The organism is Bradyrhizobium sp. Leo170 (assembly GCF_004296405.1).
Taxonomy (GTDB): Bacteria; Pseudomonadota; Alphaproteobacteria; order Rhizobiales; family Xanthobacteraceae; genus Bradyrhizobium.
Genome location: NZ_PSRR01000180.1, coordinates 1 through 16833, shown reverse-complemented (window position 1 = coordinate 16833; position 16833 = coordinate 1). Strand labels below are relative to the sequence as shown.

Annotated in this window: 16 protein-coding genes and 1 pseudogene; 8 read left to right on the top strand and 9 right to left on the bottom strand. The window is 62.9% G+C overall.

Translation table 11 applies throughout. The features are described 5' to 3' along the window. Positions 1 to 57 precede the first annotated feature (57 nt). Positions 58 to 819 carry an SDR family oxidoreductase gene (locus tag CWO89_RS26195; protein ID WP_130581529.1) on the bottom strand — a complete coding sequence of 254 codons (762 nt, stop codon included), beginning with the start codon at positions 817 to 819 and terminating at the stop codon, positions 58 to 60. A gap of 77 nt (positions 820 to 896) precedes the next feature. Between CWO89_RS26195 and CWO89_RS26190 the strand changes: the two genes are divergently transcribed. Genes CWO89_RS26190 through CWO89_RS46170 form a run of 3 tightly spaced genes read left to right on the top strand, consistent with a single transcriptional unit; the run spans position 897 to position 2949 of the window. Beyond that, positions 897 to 2426 (top strand): malonate--CoA ligase, encoded by a 1530-nt coding sequence (locus CWO89_RS26190; protein ID WP_130581528.1) that lies wholly within the window; start codon positions 897 to 899, stop codon positions 2424 to 2426. A 26-nt stretch (positions 2427 to 2452) separates the two neighbouring features. Continuing rightward, positions 2453 to 2794 carry a hypothetical protein gene (locus CWO89_RS26185; protein ID WP_130581527.1) on the top strand — a complete coding sequence of 114 codons (342 nt, stop codon included), beginning with the start codon at positions 2453 to 2455 and terminating at the stop codon, positions 2792 to 2794. After that, positions 2791 to 2949 carry a hypothetical protein gene (locus tag CWO89_RS46170; protein ID WP_165421348.1) on the top strand — a complete coding sequence of 53 codons (159 nt, stop codon included), beginning with the start codon at positions 2791 to 2793 and terminating at the stop codon, positions 2947 to 2949. The genes CWO89_RS26185 and CWO89_RS46170 overlap by 4 nt, the downstream gene beginning before the upstream one ends. A gap of 98 nt (positions 2950 to 3047) precedes the next feature. On the opposite strand, the gene CWO89_RS26180 is transcribed toward CWO89_RS46170, so the two are convergent. Together CWO89_RS26180 and CWO89_RS26175 are read right to left on the bottom strand one after the other, a co-directional pair. Next, entirely contained in the window at positions 3048 to 3908 is an 861-nt protein-coding gene (locus CWO89_RS26180; RefSeq protein WP_165421349.1) for a sulfite exporter TauE/SafE family protein, read from the bottom strand. A gap of 17 nt (positions 3909 to 3925) precedes the next feature. Beyond that, complete coding sequence (locus tag CWO89_RS26175) at positions 3926 to 4165, bottom strand: hypothetical protein (RefSeq protein WP_130581525.1); 240 nt, start codon at positions 4163 to 4165, stop codon at positions 3926 to 3928. A gap of 118 nt (positions 4166 to 4283) precedes the next feature. Between CWO89_RS26175 and CWO89_RS26170 the strand changes: the two genes are divergently transcribed. The 5 genes from CWO89_RS26170 (at position 4284) to CWO89_RS26150 (ending at position 8859) form a co-directional block, all read left to right on the top strand. Beyond that, a complete protein-coding gene (locus CWO89_RS26170; protein ID WP_130581524.1) occupies positions 4284 to 5207 on the top strand; it encodes a LysR family transcriptional regulator in 924 nt (307 codons plus the stop codon). A 209-nt stretch (positions 5208 to 5416) separates the two neighbouring features. Next, positions 5417 to 5815, top strand: a complete 399-nt coding sequence (gene sdhC / locus CWO89_RS26165) for a succinate dehydrogenase, cytochrome b556 subunit (RefSeq protein ID WP_130581523.1) — start codon at positions 5417 to 5419, stop codon at positions 5813 to 5815. A 17-nt stretch (positions 5816 to 5832) separates the two neighbouring features. Continuing rightward, entirely contained in the window at positions 5833 to 6207 is a 375-nt protein-coding gene (gene sdhD / locus CWO89_RS26160; RefSeq protein WP_130581531.1) for a succinate dehydrogenase, hydrophobic membrane anchor protein, read from the top strand. 3 nt (positions 6208 to 6210) lie between these two features. Then, the gene (gene sdhA, locus CWO89_RS26155) at positions 6211 to 8052 is read left to right on the top strand and encodes a succinate dehydrogenase flavoprotein subunit (RefSeq protein WP_130581522.1); all 1842 of its coding nucleotides are present in this window, start codon (positions 6211 to 6213) and stop codon (positions 8050 to 8052) included. Between the two features lie 24 nt (positions 8053 to 8076). Next, entirely contained in the window at positions 8077 to 8859 is a 783-nt protein-coding gene (locus CWO89_RS26150) for a succinate dehydrogenase iron-sulfur subunit (protein ID WP_130581521.1), read from the top strand. A gap of 19 nt (positions 8860 to 8878) precedes the next feature. Here CWO89_RS26150 and CWO89_RS26145 read toward each other — a convergent pair whose 3' ends face one another. The 6 genes and pseudogenes from CWO89_RS26145 to CWO89_RS26115 all read right to left on the bottom strand — a co-directional run bounded on the left by CWO89_RS26145 (position 8879) and on the right by CWO89_RS26115 (position 16731). Next, positions 8879 to 10393 carry a Spy/CpxP family protein refolding chaperone gene (locus CWO89_RS26145; protein WP_245476592.1) on the bottom strand — a complete coding sequence of 505 codons (1515 nt, stop codon included), beginning with the start codon at positions 10391 to 10393 and terminating at the stop codon, positions 8879 to 8881. A gap of 288 nt (positions 10394 to 10681) precedes the next feature. Then, positions 10682 to 12055, bottom strand: coding sequence for a GGDEF domain-containing protein (locus CWO89_RS49200; protein WP_463701865.1), 1374 nt, complete (start codon positions 12053 to 12055; stop codon positions 10682 to 10684). Positions 12056 to 12179: 124 nt separating this feature from the next. Next, a pseudogene (locus CWO89_RS26130) lies at positions 12180 to 12392 on the bottom strand (winged helix-turn-helix domain-containing protein); the annotation flags it as partial. 27 nt (positions 12393 to 12419) lie between these two features. Continuing rightward, positions 12420 to 13094 carry a hypothetical protein gene (locus CWO89_RS26125; RefSeq protein ID WP_130581519.1) on the bottom strand — a complete coding sequence of 225 codons (675 nt, stop codon included), beginning with the start codon at positions 13092 to 13094 and terminating at the stop codon, positions 12420 to 12422. A gap of 87 nt (positions 13095 to 13181) precedes the next feature. Beyond that, on the bottom strand, positions 13182 to 15764 hold the full coding sequence (locus CWO89_RS26120; protein WP_130581518.1) for an adenylate/guanylate cyclase domain-containing protein: 2583 nt from the start codon (positions 15762 to 15764) through the stop codon (positions 13182 to 13184). Positions 15765 to 15858: 94 nt separating this feature from the next. Continuing rightward, positions 15859 to 16731, bottom strand: a complete 873-nt coding sequence (locus CWO89_RS26115) for a heme oxygenase-like domain-containing protein (RefSeq protein ID WP_130581517.1) — start codon at positions 16729 to 16731, stop codon at positions 15859 to 15861. Positions 16732 to 16833: the final 102 nt, after the last annotated feature.

Below are 16833 nucleotides of genomic sequence, written 5' to 3'. Positions count from 1 at the left end.
CCAATGCACCTATCCCGGATTGCGCTGCGCTCCATCCGGGCTACAGGGGACCAGCGCCTAATCCCGGCTTGCGGGGGTCTGGATGAAGCCGCGGTTGTGGGTCGGGCTGATCAGGATTTCGTTGACGCAGACACGCGGCGGCATGCTGGCGACGAAGGCGATGGTGCGGCCGACATCCTCGGGCTGCAGCATCCTGGCCTGCTCGGCTTCGCTCGGCACCACGGGCCGCAGTTTCAGGATCGGCGTCGCGACCTCGCCGGGCGAGAGACAGCAGGCGCGCAGGCCGTTGGCGCATTCATCCATGTTGAAGGAATGGGTCAGCGCCAGCACCGCATGCTTGGTCGTGGTATAGGCGGGCCCCGGCATCTTCGAGACATGGCGTCCGGCCCAGGAGGCGACGTTGATGATGCAGCCGTCCTGCTGCTTGCGCATCGCCGGCAGCACCGCATGCATGCAATAGAGCACGCCGTTGAGGTTGATCTCGACCAGTCTGTCCCAGCCCTGAAGCTCCATGTCAGCCCAGCTCCGCTTCGGCACGTTGATGCCAGCGCTGTTGACCAGGAGGTCGATGCGGCCGTGGCGGCTGAGGATCTGCTCGGCGGCCTTGTTCACGTCGTCCTTGTTGCTGACGTCGAGCGCAATGGCCTCGGCCTTGCCGCCTTTCTTGGCGATGTTGGCGACCACCCGGTCCAGCTCCTCCTTGCGGCGGCCCGAGACCACCACCGTCCAGCCGTCGGCCGCCAGGAATTCCGCCCCGGACTCGCCGATGCCGGTGCCGCCGCCCGTCACCCAGGCCACGCGTTTCCCATTATTTGTCATGCAAACTGTCTCCGTTGCTTTCCAAAGGGCGTTTTTGCTAAGCCAGCCCGGCCTTCTTGCCCTGCAGGGGATGTTGCATGAACACCGCCGCCAACGCCAACCTGTTTTCCCGCCTGTTCGACGGTCTCGACGATCCAAGCCGGCTTGCGATCGAGCAGCTAGACGGCACGAAGATCAGCTATGCGGACCTGATCGCGCGCACCGGGCGGATGGCGAACGTGCTGGTTTCACGCGGCGTCAAGGTCGGCGACCGCGTTGCGGCGCAAACCGAAAAATCGGTGCAGGGCCTCGTGCTCTATCTCGCGACCGTGCGCGCCGGCGCGATCTATCTGCCGCTCAACACCGCCTATACGCTGAACGAGCTCGACTACTTCATCACTGACGCCGAGCCGTCGCTGGTGGTGTGCGACCCCTCCAAGGCTGAAGGCATCGGCGCGATCGCCGCGAAAGTCGGCGCCAAGGTCGAGACGCTCGGCGCCGACGGCAAGGGCTCGCTGATGGACGCGGCCGACAAAGCGAGCCCGGAGTTCAAGACGGTGGAACGCGGCAATGATGATCTCGCCGCGATCCTCTACACGTCAGGCACTACCGGCCGCTCCAAGGGCGCGATGCTGAGCCACGACAATCTCGCCTCGAACTCGCTGTCGCTGGTCGACTACTGGCGCTTCACCAGGGACGACGTGCTGATCCACGCGCTGCCGATCTATCATACCCACGGCCTGTTCGTGGCCAGCAACGTGACGCTGTTCGCACGCGCCGCGATGATTTTCCTGCCGAAGTTCGATCCGGGCCTGATCATCAAGCTGATGGCGCGCGCCACCGTGCTGATGGGCGTGCCGACCTTCTATACGCGTCTCCTGCAAAATCCCGCGCTGAACAAGGAGAACACCGGGCATATGCGGCTGTTCGTTTCGGGCTCGGCGCCGCTTTTGGCCGACACCCACCGCGAATGGTCCGCCCGCACCGGTCATGCCGTGCTCGAGCGCTACGGCATGACCGAGACCAACATGAACACCTCCAACCCCTATGACGGCGAGCGCGTGCCCGGCGCGGTCGGCTTCCCCCTGCCCGGCGTCTCCGCGCGCGTCACCGACCCTGAGACCGGCAAGGTGCTGCCGCCCGAGACCATCGGCGTGATCGAGGTCAAGGGGCCGAACGTGTTCAAGGGCTATTGGCGGATGCCGGAAAAGACCAAGGCCGAATTCCGCGACGACGGCTTCTTCATCACCGGCGATCTCGGCAAGATCGACGCCAAGGGCTATGTGCACATCCTCGGCCGCGGCAAGGACCTCGTGATCTCGGGGGGCTTCAACGTCTATCCCAAGGAAATCGAGACCGAGATCGACGGCATGCCCGGCGTGGTCGAATCCGCCGTGATCGGCGTGCCGCACGCCGATTTCGGCGAAGGCGTCACCGCCGTCGTGGTGCGCCAGCCCGGCGCCACGGTCGATGAATCCGCGGTGCTGAACGGCCTCGAGGGGCGGTTGGCAAAATTCAAGATGCCGAAGCGGGTGTTCATCGTCAACGAACTGCCGCGTAACACCATGGGCAAAGTGCAGAAGAACATTCTGCGGGATACGTATAAGGATATCTATACGAAGAAGTAGGGGCGCAAGAACGTCGCGTTGAAATAATGAACCGCAAACAAGCCGTCCGAATTAACGAACACTTACTCGATGCCTATCAGGCGATGGACGACGCAAGGATGGCCATTGCCGGTCTCGGCAAAGATGAGCGACTAAAGCTCGAGGACTTGCTTCAAGAGGTTGTCGCAGCTTTGCAACAGAAGCTGCTTGCACCGATCTATGATCAGTATCCGGACTTGGAGCCGCCGGTAGTTGATGAAGAAATCCCCACCGTGGACAGCAGGCTCGAGTGGAGCCAGGTGCGTCTCCCGCCGTCCCTGACCGAAGCGGATTTCGACAGCATCATATTCTCGTTGTTGAAGCCACAGTGGAGAAGACCGCAAGGATGATCATTCTGGTCGAAGGGCGCTGCCAGGAGCTTAGCGTGCCGATCAGCCATGAGGCGATCGCTGCACGATTGAAAGTCCTCGCCGATTCGAATCGCATCGAAGGTGTCGGCGATATCCGCATGTGGCGCTACAGCGAAGTGCGATTGAAGGACTAGCGCCGTAGCCCGGGTGGAGCGCCAGCGTAACCCGGGACCGTCGGCAGATGCTGACTCGGTATCCCCGGGTTGCGCTGCGCTCCACCCGGGCTACGGGACTACTGCCCGCTCACGAGACTGATCACGAACCGGCCGCCGACGATGAAGAGGTAGGCACCGAACGCCATCTCCAGCGCTCGCTTTGACAGCGCGTGCGCGACCTTCACGCCGAGCGGGGCGGTGGCCAGCGTGGTCGGCATCACCAGGATGGCGCCGATCAGCGAGACATAGCCGAGCGCGAACGGCACCTGCAGCGCCAGGACATCGGGAAAGTGCGCCGCGGCCGGCCAGCCGGCATAGACATAGCCGAGCGCGCCGGGGATCGAGATCAGCACCGCCAGCGCCGAGGAGGTCGCGACTGCCTGGTGGATCGGACGGCCGTAGAAGGTCATCAGGAGATTGGCGAACAGGCCGCCGCCGATGCCCATCAAGGTCGAGAGCAGGCCGACGAAGAAGCCGTAGACGCGCATCAAGAAACCCTTGGGCAATTCGTCGCCGAACTTCCAGCCTTCGCGCGCCAATAGCAGGCGCGCGGCCGCCGACCACGCCACCATCACGAACACGATCTTGAACAGCCGCTCCGGCGCAAACCGCGCGGTGACGCTGCCGGCGAGGACGCCGAGCATGATCGGGATCCACCAGCGCTTCAGCACCTCCATGTCAACGGCGCCGCGCCGGTAATGGGCGCGAAACGAGCTGATCGAGGTCGGGATGATGACGGCGAGCGAGGTGCCGATGCAGAGCGGCATCCGCACCTCCACCGGCACGCCGGCCAGGCGGAAGCATTCATAGAACACCGGCACCAGGATCGCGCCGCCGCCGATGCCGAACAGGCCGGCGAGAAAGCCGGACAAGGCGCCAACCGCGATCAGCAGCAATGCGAGTTCAACGAGTTCGGTGAGATCGAGGCCAGCCATGATGTCCCTTGCGTCAGCGTTTAGTCTCTGCGGCCTTGCACGCGCAAGGCCGCCACAGCCGCCACGGCTGGCGCCACGAGGATCACGCCCAACCCGAAGGCCGAGGGGTATCGATCGCCGGCCTGAGCCAGCATCGCGGCCCCATCGAGCAACAGCCCCGTAACCGAGAAAACAACAGGACCGATCAGGCCGTCGGCCGATCGATTGCGAATCAGACGCGTCGTCCTGGGATGCGATACGAAGCCGGTACTCCATCCCATCTCAAATTCCTCCGTATAAATTCCTCCGTATGACGGCTTCTCGGAGCCTAGACCCTTGTCGAAGGCGGGAGTATCTAGCCTGCTTGGTGGGAAGCCTTGCGAGTTTCGGAAGGATCGAATGGACCAGCTTTCGGCCATGGCGACCTTTGTCCGCGCGGTGGAGACGGGCAGCCTCTCGGCGGCGGCACGGTCGCTTCCGAGCTCGCTGACCTCGGTCAGCCGCCAGATCTCCGCGCTGGAGGAGCATTTCGGCACCAGGCTGCTGCTCCGCACCACGCGGCAGCTCGCGCTGACCGATGATGGCCGGATTTTCTATGAGCGCGCGAAATCGATCCTCGGCGAGGTCAAGGAAATCGAAGCCGCGTTGTCACGCGACCGTCACCAGCCCTCGGGCCGGATTCGCGTGAGCTGTCCCAGCCTGATGGGTCGGCTCGTGATCGCGCCGCTGCTCGCCGAATTCCTGCGCCGCTATCCGTTGCTGTCAGTCGATCTGCTGCTGGTCGATCGCGCCGTCGACATGGTCGAGGAAGACATCCATCTGGCGATCCGCGTCGGCCGCTTGCGGGATTCGCAACTGGTGGCACGCAAATTCGCCGATCTCAGGATGATCGTATGCGCCTCACCCACGTACCTCGCGCGCCGCGGCGCGCCGCAGACGCCGCGCGACCTCGCTGGTCATGACTGTCTCGTATTCTCCGATGCGCCCGGCAGCGCCGAGTGGCGTTTCGCGGAGAGCATGAAGGCAGACCGCAAAATCCGCATATCCGGTCGGCTCTGGATGAATAGCCTCGATGCGCTTGCCGCGGCGGCAAAGGAAGGCGCGGGCATTGTGCGCGTGCCGTCATGGCAGGTCGACGCCGATATCAGGGCCGGCAGCTTGCGGCGCATCCTCGCGAACTACGAGCCGCCGCCGACGCCATTGCACCTGGTGTTTCAGCCATCGCGGCTTGCGTCGCCAAAGACCCGGGCATTTGTCGATTATCTCGTCGAACGATGGCGAGCCGTCGATCCGTTCGGCGCGCATGCCGCCGCAACCTTATAATCGAATCAGAATTCGCTTCTTGGTCTGGGCCGACCGCCCTGGTATACCAAGCCTCTGATCGGCTTGCTTCATCAATGATGTAGCAATGAATACCCGTTCGTTTTGCAGGCATTTGGCCGTTGCGCTGTAAGGTTCGACTCCGTAAATAGAATTTATCTACCGCGTTCCCCGATGGGCCGGCCGCGGTCCCACCAAACTCAAAGCCGCTGATGACCGCCAGGATCGAACGACCGCTCTCGCCCCATATACAGACCTATCGCTGGACCCTGACGATGGCGCTTTCCATCGTCCACCGCGCCACGGGAATAGCGCTTTATGTCGGCACGCTGCTGCTCGCCTGGTGGCTGATCGCGGCGGCTTCCGGCCCCAGCGCCTACGCCAATCTGCAGGCTTTCACCGGCAGCTTCATCGGCAAGCTGATCGTGTTTGGCTACACATGGGCGCTGATGCACCATCTGCTCAGCGGCATCAGGCACTTCGTCTGGGACCTGGGCTACGGCTTCAAGGCCAATGAACGGGAAGCCCTGACCTGGGCCGCGCTGATCGGCGGCATCGTGCTCACCGTGCTGATCTGGATCATCGCTTACGCGATCGGAGGCGGACGATGAGCGACTCTCGTTCCTCGATGCGCACGCCGCTCGGCCGCGTCCGCAATCTCGGCGCCTCCCATTCCGGCACCACCGATTTCTGGCGCCAGCGCCTCACCGCGATGGCGATGACGCTGCTGATCGTGCCGGTGCTGTTCGTGATCCTGACGCTGGTCGGCCGCAACCACGCGGGCGCGGCACAGATCCTCGGCTCGCTGCCGATCGCGATCATCCTCTTGCTGTTCATCGTCGCCAGCACCTGGCACATGAAGATCGGCATGCAGGTCGTGATCGAGGACTATGTGCATAACGAGAAGCTGAAGCTCGCCAGCATCATGGCCAACAATTTCTTCTGCGCTGCGGTGGCCTTGGCCTCGATCTACGCGCTCCTTAAATTATCCTCGGGAGTATGACCTATGGCCGCTGAAGGTAACGGCAAGGCCACCAATGGCAGTGGCCCGGCCACGAACGGCAAAGCCTATCCGATCGAAGACCACACCTACGACGTCGTCGTCGTCGGCGCCGGCGGCGCCGGCCTGCGCGCGGTGGTCGGCTGCTCGGAAGCGGGCCTCCGCACAGCCTGCATCACCAAGGTGTTTCCGACCCGCTCGCACACGGTCGCAGCACAAGGCGGCATCTCGGCCTCGCTCGGCAACATGCATCAGGACGACTGGCGCTGGCACATGTACGACACCGTCAAGGGGTCGGACTGGCTCGGCGACCAGGACGCGATTGAATACATGGTGCGTAACGCGCCGGAGGCGGTCTACGAGCTCGAGCATTGGGGCGTGCCGTTCTCACGCACCGAGGACGGCAAGATCTACCAGCGCCCGTTCGGCGGCATGACGATCGACTTCGGCAAGGGCCAGGCGCAGCGCACCTGCGCCGCCGCCGACCGCACCGGCCACGCGATGCTGCACACGATGTACGGCCAATCGCTGCGGCACGCGGCGGAGTTCTTCATCGAGTTCTTCGCCATCGACCTGATCATGGACGACCAGGGCGTCTGCCGCGGCGTGATCGCGATCAAGCTCGACGACGGCACGCTGCACCGCTTCCGCGCCCAGACCACGATTCTCGCCACCGGCGGCTATGGCCGCGCCTACGCCTCCTGCACCTCGGCGCATACCTGCACCGGCGACGGCGGCGGCATGGTGCTGCGCGCCGGCCTGCCGCTGCAGGACATGGAGTTCGTGCAATTCCACCCGACCGGCATCTACGGCGCCGGCTGCCTCGTCACCGAGGGCGCCCGCGGCGAAGGCGGCTATCTCGTCAATTCCGAAGGCGAGCGCTTCATGGAGCGCTATGCGCCTTCCGCCAAGGACCTCGCCTCGCGCGACGTGGTCTCACGCGCGATGACCATCGAGATCCGCGAAGGCCGCGGCGTCGGCAAGAAGAAGGACCACATCTACCTGCACCTCGATCATCTCGATCCGAAGGTGCTGCAGGAGCGGCTGCCTGGCATCTCCGAATCGGCGCGCATCTTCGCCAATGTCGACGTCACCCGCGAGCCGATCCCGATCGTGCCGACGGTGCACTACAACATGGGCGGCATCCCCACCAACTTCCACGCCGAAGTGCTGACGAAGCGGGACGGCGACGACAATGCAGTGGTGCCCGGCCTGATGGCGATCGGGGAAGCGGCCTGCGTCTCCGTGCATGGCGCCAACCGGCTCGGCTCCAACTCGCTGATCGACCTCGTGGTGTTCGGCCGGGCTGCTGCGCTGCGCTGCGCCGAGAAACTGACGGCCAACGGCAAGCAGCCGGAATTGCCGAGGGATTCCGCCGAGCTGGCGCTGGGCCGGCTCGACCATTTCCGAAATGCTTCGGGCGGCACGCCGACCGCCAAGCTGCGCGACAGCATGCAGCATGTGATGCAGACCAATTGCGCGGTGTTCCGCACCGGCGAAGTGCTGCAGGAAGGCAAGAACCTGATCCACAAGGTGCATGGCGGCATTGGCGACATCTCGGTCTCCGACCGCTCGCTGGTGTGGAATTCCGATCTGATCGAGACGCTGGAATTCGACAATCTGATCGTGCAGGCCGTCGTCACCATGGATTCGGCGGCCAACCGCACCGAGAGCCGCGGCGCGCATGCCCGCGAGGATTTCCCTGATCGTGACGACAAGAACTGGATGAAGCACACGCTGGCTTGGCTCGATCAGAAGGGCAACACCACGATCGAGTTCCGCCCGGTGCACGATTACACGATGACCAACGACGTGCAGTACATCCCGCCCAAGGCGCGCGTGTATTGATGACGACAGCGAAGGCTTGCAAGCATGGTTGAATTCGCGCTTCCGAAGAACTCGAAGATCTCAGGCGGCAAGACCTGGCCGAAGCCGGCCGGCGCGACCGAGACGCGCGAGTTCAAGATCTATCGCTGGAATCCGGACGACGGCAAGAATCCGAGCGTCGACACCTATTATGTCGACACCAACGATTGCGGACCGATGGTCTTGGACGGCCTGATCTGGATCAAGAACCACATCGATCCGACGCTGACCTTCCGCCGCTCCTGCCGCGAGGGCGTCTGCGGCTCCTGCGCCATGAACATCGACGGCCAGAACACGCTCGCCTGCACCAAGTCGATGCACGACGTGAAAGACGGCGCGGTGAAGGTCAACCCGCTGCCGCACCAGCCGGTGGTGAAAGACCTCGTCCCCGACCTCACCAATTTCTACGCGCAATATGCCTCGATCGAGCCGTGGCTGAAGACGGTCACGCCGACGCCGCAGAAGGAATGGAAGCAGAGCCACGAGGACCGCGAGAAGCTCGACGGCCTCTATGAGTGCATCCTCTGCGCCTGCTGCTCGACCTCGTGCCCGAGCTATTGGTGGAACAGCGAGCGCTTCCTCGGCCCTGCCGCGCTGCTGCAAGCAACCCGTTGGGTCACCGACAGCCGCGATGAAGCCACCGGCGAACGGCTCGACAATCTCGAGGACCCGTTCCGGCTCTATCGCTGCCACACCATCATGAATTGCGCCAAGGCCTGCCCCAAGGGCCTCAACCCCTCGGAAGCGATCGCCGAGCTCAAGCTGAAGCTGGTCGAGCGGCAGATGTAAGCAGCTGGCGAACGCCGGATCACGCACGCCCGCGGACGTATCGACGCCCGCCAGCCTGCTGCGGACCGATCGCATCGAAGGCCGCTTTCTGCTCGTCGGTCAGCGATCCATAGAAGTCATCCATCGCCGTGCGCACGGTCTTCACCGCCTGCAGCATCGTGTCGAGCCGCCGGGCGACGGCTGCAAGGCGTGCCGGCGGCGTCAGCGCGTCCTCCGGCCGGATCTGACACGATGCCTTCAGCGTGTCCGCGGCCTGGGCAGCGGCGCCCTGAAGCGCGTCAAGATATTGGCGCTGCTGGTCGGTCGGCCTGACCGATTGATCGATTGTGGCGGTCGGCCACTCGCTCAGCGCCGGTTGCGTCACATCGCAGGCTGGTCCGGTCGGGCCGGCTCTCGCCGCGGTTCGGCCCGGACGCTGGCGTGTCGTCGAAAGTGCATTGATCTGCGCCTTCTGCTCATCGCTCAGGAGGCCGTAGAACTTCTCGAGCGGCCCTTGCACCGTCTGCACCGCGACGATCATCGCTTCGATGCGCTGCTGCATCGCTGCAAGCCGGCCCGGCGCCGTGAGCGCAACGTCGGTGGGGCAGGAGGTCTTGAGGGCTGCAGCCGCCTTTTCCGAAGCGTTGGCGAGTTCTTCGAGCGCGGCGCGCTGTGCCTCGTTCGGCTGGATTGCATTCTGGAATGCCTCGATCGGTAGCCCGGCAATCACGCGGCTATCGTCGCCGCACATTTGCGCGAGGTTGGTCCGGCCGTTCGACGGCGCATAGGCATAGGTGTCGAAGTTGCCTCCGCGCCGGCCAGCATAGCGCGGCAGGTAGCCCGCATAGCCCATCAGGTCGTCATAGCCATAAAGGCCGAAGATGCCGGCGTAGAGGTCCGGGTAGCCATAGCCCCAGAACGCATCATCATAGGGATAGCCCCAGAAGGTGTAGTCATAAATGTCATAGAAAGCGAACGGCCAGAACAAGGGGCCGACCCACCCAAAACCGCCATCGCGGTGGCGCCACCACGACCAGTTGCCACCGTGCCACGCCGCCGTGGCTAAGCTCGCAGTGATGAACGCGCGGGTGCGCGGATCGCGCAACGCGACGGTGCTGTTCAGCGCTCGGTTGATGGGGCGCGCGTTCAGTGAACGCCGCACGGCGTTGGCGTTCCGCGCCACGTTGACGTGCCTCGCCGCAAGCGCGGAGGCGCCGACCGCCGCGGCTCTGTTGTGCGGCGCGAACGATCGCTGGCTGAACGAACGGCCGCCATGGAAGCTCGGCCGCGCAAACGAACGGCCTATCCGCGGGGCAAAATGAGGTCTCGCGACGATTGCACGGCCGCCACCGAAGTTTCTTCCGCCGAAGTGGGAGCCGCCACCACGAAAGCCTCCACCATGGAAGCCACCGCCGTGAAAGCCGCCGCCATGGCCACCACCCCCACCATGGCCACCGCCACCTCTGGCATACGCCGCGACCGACAGAACCATCGCGAAGGCCAGCACGACAGCGCATGCAGTGAACTTCGAGCTGAGCTTCAACATTGAAGTCATTTGGACAAGCATCCTCCGAATGACCGCTTCGTCTTCAAAAGGAGTATCGATGCCTGCCTCATACCCCGGTCTGGTGTCCGACCAACGAAGGGCACAACATCTACGTCAACCGCCCGCGGACACGGGCCAATAAGGTACAAAGTGCACACAAGCGAAAAGTTCCCCACCTGCTCCGGGAAATTTCGGCATGTTGGGAATGCGCCTGGCGTCGACCCCACGATCGCGCCGGGGCACGAAGATGGCGAGCTTACCCCGGAGGAGAATGCACGCAGCGCGACACTCCTTCCATCATCGTCGGTGTCGTCGCAGCTGTCGTCGTCGCGCTTTCCGTGTTCTACCTCTTGCGACCGGAGCCACTGCTCGTGCAGGGCGAGGTCGATGCGACACGGCTGGATATCGCCGCCGCCACCAAACATTTAGGCGTCCGCGCCGATAACTCCGTTCCTGCCTGACGCCTTCGCCCGATAAAGGGCAGCATCCGCCTTTTCGAGCAGCTCCCGAAAAGCCCTGGCATGCGTTGGAAAGGTGGCGATGCCAATGCTCACCGTCACCGCCCGCTCCAGTTCTGGATGATTGCTGTCGGCCACAGCCGCCCGAATGCGTTCTGCCAGCGCCATGGCGCCTGGGGGGCGTCTGCGGGCACAGCAATGCGAACTCTTCCCCGCCATATCGAAACAGCTCGTCACCCTCACGCTTTGAGGCGACAATCGTCTCGGCCACCTTGCGGATCACGCCATCGCCAACGACGTGGCCGCGGCTGTCGTTGATCGACTTGAAGTGATCGATGTCGATCATCATGAGACTAAGCGACAGGCCCGATTGAGAAGCTGCCTGCAGCATTGCCGCCCCTTTGGCATCGAACTGCCCGCGATCCTGAAGTCCCGTCAGCGCATCCTTGCCAACCCGCTCAGCAAGCTTCTCGTAGCGATGCCGGTAAGTCAGGCGATCGAACACATCCGCGGCGCGACGCGATTGCACGGGAAGAGTCTCCCGTTCAACGATGCGAAGATATGCGGTCATCATGAGGCTGAAGAAGGCAGCCGCGGCGATCTTGGCGATCCACCCGCCGTACAATGCCGATTCTGGTACGCCTGTAAGGAGATGCAGCCCCAGGTAGAAGAAGACCTGATCGAAGCTCAACACAAGCGCCAAGCTGATGAACATCCGCCCGGGGACGGTATTCGTCACCATTTTTCCAAGCCGTTCATAAATGATGACAAGGGCGATCAGATCGATGAACAGCAATAGGCTGCCCCAGACCATGAGCAAGCCCATTTGGTCGATGAAGCGCAGATCCGGATTGTACCCTGGCAAGCTCGCCGGATTGCTGTAGAGGCGCAGGATAAGCCCTAGTGCGATCATCAGAATGTTGCCGCTCAGGAGGCCGTAGATCGGCTGCCGCATCACCTCGGCGTCTTCCTTGATGTAAAGCAGCAGGAAAAAGCAGAGCTTGCCCGCGAACATCACGGTGGACCCTGGCGAGATCAGACCGAAGGGCAGTTCGATGAAGAAGGTGGCCGCCAAATAGGTCTCGAGGAAGTGCATCGTGCCGAGGAGGCAGAAAAAAACGCCAACTCCAATGCTCTGCCTTGCTCTGAAAATGCTCCCCATGAGAATGAAATAGATGATGCCATGCGCGAGCAGGACAAGAGAACCGAACATACCGCCAAGAAGCCCCTACCGTGAAAGTCGATCTGTTCCTCTCCCTTGCCATTTTGCCTTGCTCCCCTCAATGGGGCGCGACATCGGTGCAATCAGTATCCTACAAATCCTCCATTCCCCACGTCTAGCTATCCTCTCGGATCTCCAGCCGGGAAAGGCGGTAGCCGACCCGCAACTCCGTGATCAGATAGACCGGTTGCGAGGGATCGTCCCCGAGCTTCTGGCGAAGCTGGGCCATGTAGATGCGGATGTAGTGAGCGCGCTCGGCATAGCCCGGCCCCCAAATGTCCAGAAGCAGTTGCCGGTGCGTCAGCACCTTGCCGTGACCGCGGATGAGTGCGGCCGCGACCGCCGCAGGTGAGGATCAGAGCGCCGCGGCTTGAGCGTCGCGCGCCCGCCTGAGGTCGGCGGTCTCGGCTCCCTCATCGAACCAGCGGCAGATTGGCTCCAATAGCGCGCGCGCCGCCTCGAGCCTTCCTTGCTTGCGCCAGAGTTCGGCAAGGTCCGTCGAGGCGCGCAGCTCCAGGGATTTGGCGCTTTGACCGCAGGCCACGTCGATGGACTTCTTCAGGCATGATTCGGCGTCTGAAATGCTGGACGGATCGAGCGCCAGAAGAAGCTGCGCTTTCTGCCGATGCAATTCCGATTCCCATGACCTGCCTGTCACGTCATCGAGATTGGTCAGGGTCTGCTCGACGATCCATAGCGCGTACTCATTTTCTCCTGCCTTGGCGTGCATCTCCGCAAGCCAGCTCTCCATCATCGGCAGCATGAAGCCGACGTTGTTCTGCCGGGCCTCGTCGAGCCCGCGGGCGATCTCGCCGCGGGCCTCTTCGATCCGGCCGAGGTCGCCGACGGCCCGGCCGCGCGAAATTCGCGACAGGATCGCATAGAGCGAAAACCGCTGCTCCCGCGACACCTCAAAGCTCTTCTCGGCGTTCTCGAAGGCGAGATCGGCCTCCCCGCGCAACAGGTGCACGACCGAGGTCATGTAATGCGCGAACGCTATGGTGTAGGGGTGGCGAAGATCCCGCGCCAAGGCAAGCGCCTCCGAGACGCGCGCGAGCGCCTGGTCGGGATAGCCGAGGAACCACAAATCCCAGGACAGCAGCAGCAGCGACGCCGCCTACGGCTCGACCATATAGAGATGGTATAGCGGCGGCCTTCCCTTGTTCATCGAAAGCTTGATCGACTCCTCGAAATGGTCCACCGACGATCGAAAGTCCCCGATCGTCAATAGCGTGCTGCCCATCATTCTGTGGGCGACCATTCGCGGCACGGCGTCCGGCAACGCCTGAGCCCGCGACATGAACTCATCGGCCATGCCGAGCGCTTCATCATTCTTGCCGGACATCCAGGCATTCCCCCACAACCCGAACAGCGCCTGGAAATATTCGGGAATGTTGCCAAGCCGCAGGCAGAGGGCCCGCGCCTGCGAAAAAGCTTCGCGGGTATCGGCGGAGGCGTAGCCCTGCACCGCGATGAGCGGTATGCCCAACGCCAGTTGAATGTCAGTCTCCTGCCTGGTCCGCTCGAGCGTGTCCGGCAGGGCGCTCAGAAGCTGAAGGGCCTTTCGAAAATTGGCGATGGCCTCGACATTGGCCGAATGCGCTAGCGCGCGTTGCCCGGACTTGAACCAGCAGCGAATGGCAAGTGGATGATTGCCTGCCTCCTGATGGTGATAGGCGAGAACCTCGGGCTGATTTTCGGCAAGCTCCGGGAAATCATGCTCCAGGATCGTCGCGATGTCGGCGTGAAACTGCAGCCGCTTGCTCTTGAGCAGGGAGTCGTAGATCGCATCGCGCAGCAGGACGTGCTTGAAGGCGAAACGGACGAACGGCGAAACGTCGACCCGGTAAATGATATCGGCGCGTTCGAGCAATGAGAGCGCCGACAGCATATCCTCCTCGTCAACCTGCGATGCAGCCGACAAGAGGTCATAGGAGAATTCCCGTCCGATCACGGCCGCGATCTGCGCAAGCCGGCGGCTTGGTGCGACCCGGTCGAGCCGTTCCATCAAGGCGTCGCTTAGCGTGTCCGGAACGCGGAGCAAGGCCGGCTGCGCCTTGCGCTCGACGGCGCCTCGGCTTCGCAAAGGGGCGCTCAACGTGCTGTTTGTCAGTTCCTCGATGAATAGCGGGACGCCATCGGCCTTTTCGATGATCTGGTCGAGCAACGGCTGGGGCATGCTCGCGCCGCTCAGGAGCTCCCGGATCATCGCCCTGACCTCGCTGTGCGACAGCCGCGTGAGCGAGTGCATGGTGGTGTTCGCATGAGTGATCCACGCGGGGCGAAATTCTGGCCGACAGGATACGATAAGCAGCACGCGGGCGCGGTCGATGCGGCTGGTGACCAGTTCGAGCAGCTCAAGGGTCGACGCGTCAAGCCAATGCGCATCCTCGAAGATGCAGAGCGTCGGGCGTTGAGCGGAAAATGCCAACAGGATGTCGACAAGCGTAGAGATCGTCCTGTTTTTCACTTGCCGCGGCGTAAGTCCTGACAGTTCGAGGTCATCTTCCAGCGGGATCGACAACAGTTTTGCGATCAGGGCGACCGGCTCCGCCAAGCCGTCAATCGGGCGCGGAAGGTAGACCTTGAGCTTCGCAAGCTTGTCCGCATCGGGCTCGCGTGCCGTCAGTTGGGCGGCCTGTTCGATCTGCTCGATCACAGGAAAGAACGCGCTCTGACTGTGATAGGGCGAGCACTGATGGTGAAGCAGGATGTGCGGCTCATCCTCGACACGCGATTTCAGTTCGTGGAGAAGCCTCGATTTCCCGACTCCGGGAATTCCCGAAAGAAATATGACCTGGCCGTCGCCCTCCTTGGCTTTCTGCCACCTGTCGAGCAGCAGGCTGAGCTCGCTCGAGCGCCCGATCAGCGGCGTAAGAGAACCCGCATGCGCCGCCTCGAAGCGGCTCGTGGTGTGCTTTGCCGAGAGCACGCGATAGACGTGAACGGATTCAGTTACACCTTTGAGCTCCTGGAGACCGAGGTCCTGAAAATCAAACGCAGCTGATACAAGCCGTCTGGTCGATTCCGAAACGACCACCGTGTTGGCAGCGGCGAGAGTCTGCAGACGCGCGGCGATATTCGGCGTCTCTCCTACCGCGTCCATCGACCACGTGCCACTGTCTCCGGTTTCGCCGACCACAACGGGGCCGGAGCAGACACCCACCCGGCACGTCAGGGTAACCGGCCCCGCAATCTTCGTAACTCTGGAAACGATCTCCAGTGCCGCATGAGTGGCACGAACGGCGTCATCCTCATGCGCATAGGGCCAACCGAAGAACGCCATCGCGCCGTCGCCGAAGTAGCGCGCGACCTCGCCTCCGTAGCGCCGGATCGCGGTGCTGCATTCCCCCCGATACGCGTCAATGAGTTTTTGCAGATCCTCCGGATCCAGCGCCTCCGAAAGCTGCGTGGACCCGACCAGATCACTGAACATCACCGTGATCTGACGGAATTCGGCCTCGCGCTGCGGCGCGACCGGGATGGACGCCACGCCGAACTTCGCTGCCGTCAATGCTTCGATGGCCTTCAGCAGCTTCTTGCGATGACCTAAGGAAATAACGCCAAGCTTCCTGAGATCATTCTCGGTCAGATCCGGAAGGACGGAGTATTCGATATTGTTGTCTGCGAAGGTTTGGGCGTACTGGCCCAGGCCGTGTCCACACAGCCAGTCGCGAACCTCGGTCGTTGTCCTCGCCATTGCAGAGGCCCTCGTCTCTTGTCGCTCGAGGCACGCCAGACTGCGACGACTGTCGTGCCGTTCTGCTCACGCCGAGGGCCGAGCACCGCGCCTCCTACTGTACGAAGGCTCTACTCAGAGGATACGGAAGCGCCTCTCCGACCGCCTGCTGAAGCTCGTCGAGCATCTCCGCCTCGGATTTGAGCAGCTCGTGATTATATCCCTCCGCCATGATCAATGCCGATTCATACGTCTCCTGGACGACCCTGATGCGATCGCTCGGGGGAAGGGACGCGACAAACTCGATCGTCTCTTCCACGTGGGCAACCTCGCTCCCAAGGCAACTGTGACTTCGGAGAAAGCGGGTCGCATCGATGCCGTCAGGGCATAGTGCCTGCACTTTCTCGATATCGGTCTTCTGCTTGAGCGCGGCGATGCGTTCCAGACAATAGGAATAGCCGATGCAGCCGATCGGGTAGTCCTCGACGCAGAGCTCATCGAACCGCTCGCAGAGCGGCTTGATGCCCTCGGGGATGAAGTTGGCGACCAGTCGCTCGGCGGGCAGGCCCAGCGCGCGAAGATCCTTGAGCGCGAGCCGGTCGTGACCGGTCTCCTCGCGCGCGCGTTCTTCGAGATAGGCTGCCACTTCCGGCCTCCCCAGTTCGTTGAATCGCCTGGCGGCGCGCTGGAGATTTCGCGGCGTGTGGACAGACGTGTGGTAGGCGCCCACGATGGCGACGATGTAGCCGACGAGCGTCGGCGCCGGGCTGGCGAGGCGCCCTTCAATTCTGGAAAATCCGAGATTGATCGCGCCGTCGAGCAGCCCGATCGTGCTGCCCCTGGCGCCGACGCCCGTCATCGGCGTCGCAAACGGATCTGTGTATTCCTTTGTGCCGCCCGGGAGATGAAACCAGACCTCTCCCGACTCGCGCGCGATGATCGAAATATTGCCGCTAACGTTGACCCACTCCGTGACCAGGGGCGCCATTCCACACCTCCATATCCGAGCGGTCGCGCGCGCACCGTTTCCCGCACCGTGCGCGCGAAACTCGCTAAAAACACAACTCAGGCCCAGTCTCGACCGCGCTAG